Source organism: Streptomyces sp. NPDC054841 (genome assembly GCF_053611045.1).
In genome coordinates this window covers 1-2,311 of sequence record NZ_JBSGZO010000789.1, presented here as the reverse complement: position 1 = coordinate 2,311, position 2,311 = coordinate 1, and the positions used below count along the sequence as shown (strand labels likewise).

General features: G+C 69.3%; 3 protein-coding genes. 2 read left to right on the top strand and 1 reads right to left on the bottom strand.

Annotated elements, in window-relative coordinates; translation table 11 throughout:
• Window positions 1-31 precede the first annotated feature (31 nt).
• Window positions 32-322, bottom strand: coding sequence for a 7-cyano-7-deazaguanine synthase (locus ACWGI8_RS43225; RefSeq protein ID WP_453668985.1), 291 nt, complete (start codon window positions 320-322; stop codon window positions 32-34).
• A 311-nt stretch (window positions 323-633) separates the two neighbouring features.
• Between ACWGI8_RS43225 and ACWGI8_RS43220 the strand changes: the two genes are divergently transcribed.
• The gene (locus ACWGI8_RS43220) at window positions 634-903 is read left to right on the top strand and encodes a helix-turn-helix domain-containing protein (protein WP_453668983.1); all 270 of its coding nucleotides are present in this window, start codon (window positions 634-636) and stop codon (window positions 901-903) included.
• A 244-nt stretch (window positions 904-1,147) separates the two neighbouring features.
• Entirely contained in the window at window positions 1,148-2,227 is a 1,080-nt protein-coding gene (locus ACWGI8_RS43215) for an MBL fold metallo-hydrolase (RefSeq protein WP_453668981.1), read from the top strand.
• Window positions 2,228-2,311 lie beyond the last annotated feature (84 nt).

Sequence of the window (2,311 nt, the reverse complement as noted above, 5' to 3'; positions counted from 1 at the left end):
GTGAACCCCACCACGCGGCCCCGCGCCGGGCTCACCCGACCACGAACTCCCGTCCGCGGACGGCGGGGTCGTAGTCCGGCACGTCGACCTCGTTGTCGGTCAGCGAATTCCCGGGCAGCAGACCACCCACCTGTCGAATGTCGATCACACGGAACGCCGCCCCGAGTCCGTCCGCGATGATCCGGGCGGACTCGTGCTCGCGCCGGTGCCGCTGTCCGTAGTCGATGGCCAGCAGCCGGAGTTCGTGGCCCTCCCGACTCAACTGGTGGGCCACTACGGTCGACTCCACTCCGCCGGAAAACAGCACAACCGTCTTAGGCATCACTTGTTCCTGAGGTCGCTTCGTCAGCCGGGTGCTCGGTGGACCCGGCCTTGCCTCAAAGAGAATTGCACCGCTGGATACACGGCGGATCTGTCGATCGACCTACGCCCGTAGATACGCCGTGACCGGCAGAAGAGGTGGCCCGGGGGACGGAAGCAGATGCGACGGCAAGGTCTCTACGCTCCGCCTTGCCCCGCCAGCGCTCACAACCGCAGTGACGGACCCCTCATGGGCGTGCAGCACCTCGTCCGGCGCGGAGGAGCCGAGCTGAACAACCCGCAGCGCCGCGGGCCGAAGCCCGACTGCGCGCGGTGAGGGTGAGCCGGGGGAGCCGCGGACGCAGGCGCCGCCCCGCCTCGGGGTGGGACAGCCTGACCGACACCGAGCGGACCGTCGCGGCGCTCGTGGCGGAGGGGCACTCGAATCCGGCCATCGCCGACCTGCTCTTCGTATCCCGCCGCACGGTGCAGTGGCCGCATCACCCCTGGTCCACCCTTCCGCGGCGTGACCGGCCTGCGACATTCCGGAGTCGGGCAGGTCGGCGGTCGCCGGGCCAGGGTGGGCGGCCACGAGATAGTTGACTCCTCAACCATCTCGGGCGTACGGTTCCACTCCATAGGTGACGCATCAACCATCTGGACGGCGCCGTCGATGAGCCCGTTGGTGCACGCGGGACCGCTCAGATGCGTGCAGCGGAAACGGGGAGGGACCCCGCCGTCGAACCGTGCGGGTTCGCCGCCCGAAGCCGCGGTCCGCTGCCCGGATGCGACGGCCCCATCGGCCGACGACTCGTCAACAGCTCTCTGGCGCAAGGAGATTCAGCTCATGTCGACCATGAACAACCAGCCCGGAACCGCCACGCCTCCAGGCCGGCCGAACCGCCGGTCGATCCTGAAGTACTCGGCGCTGGCGGCCTCGGTTCCGGCCGCGGGTGCGCTGCTGCAGCCGCTGCTGCAGCCCGGGACCGCCGCAGCCGCGGATGCCGACTACGCCCCCGTGCCCCCCACCGCCCTCGGGCCGCAGATCCCCTCGAAGGGGTATCTCGTCCAGGAGATCCGGGACAGGCTGTACTGGCTGACCGACGGCACCTACCAGATGATGTTCCTGGTGACGGGGAGGGGCGTCGTGGTGGTGGACGCACCTCCCACTCTCGGCCACAACATCCTGCGCGCGATCGGTGAGGTGACCACCCAGCCGGTCACGCACGTGGTGTACTCCCACCACCACGCCGACCACATCGGTGCCGCGGGCATCTTCCCGGACGGCGCGGTGCGCATCGCCCATGAGCGGGCGCGTCACCTCATGCGCGAGACTCGTGACCCCAACCGGCCACTGCCGACGCGGGTCTTCTCCGACTCGTACCGGCTGGAGGTCGGCGACCAGGTCCTGCACCTCTCCTACAAGGGCCCGAACCACAGCCCGGACAACATCTTCATCTACGCGCCCGCGCAGCGGGTGCTGATGCTGGCCGATGTGGTCTTCCCCGGCTGGGTGCCGTTCAAGAGCCTCGCCGTCTCCTCGGACATCCCGGGCTGGATCAAGGCTCACGACCAGGCGCTCTCGTTCCCCTTCGAGACGTTCATCGGGGGCCATCTCACGCGGCTGGGCACGCGCCAGGACGTCGAGATCCAGCGGGCGTACATGCGTGACCTGGACAGGTTCACCCGGGAGGCGGCCGCCTCGGTGGACCCGACGCCGATGTTCGCGCAGTACCCCGGCAATCCCTGGGCGGTCTTCAAGTCCTACCTGGACGCGGTCGCCCAGGCGGCCACGGACAAGATGCTGCCCGCCTGGGAGGGCAAGCTGGGTGCCGTGGACGTCTTCACCTTCGACAACGCCCATGCGATGCACGAGTCGTTGAGGATCGACTACGGCGTCCTCGGGCCTTTCGGAATCCGCGGCTGATCCGACCGCATGTCATCTGGGGCCGGCGACGGTCGCCTTCGAGCCCCTTCCCGCGCGCACCGGCACCTGCCCGAGGAGCCGGTG

Excerpts from the sequence above, each read along its gene's own strand:
- ACWGI8_RS43215 (WP_453668981.1), top strand. The coding sequence starts at position 1,148 with ATGTCGACCATGAACAACCAGCCCGGAACCGCCACGCCTCCAGGCCGG.
- ACWGI8_RS43225 (WP_453668985.1), bottom strand. The coding sequence starts at position 322 with ATGCCTAAGACGGTTGTGCTGTTTTCCGGCGGAGTGGAGTCGACCGTA.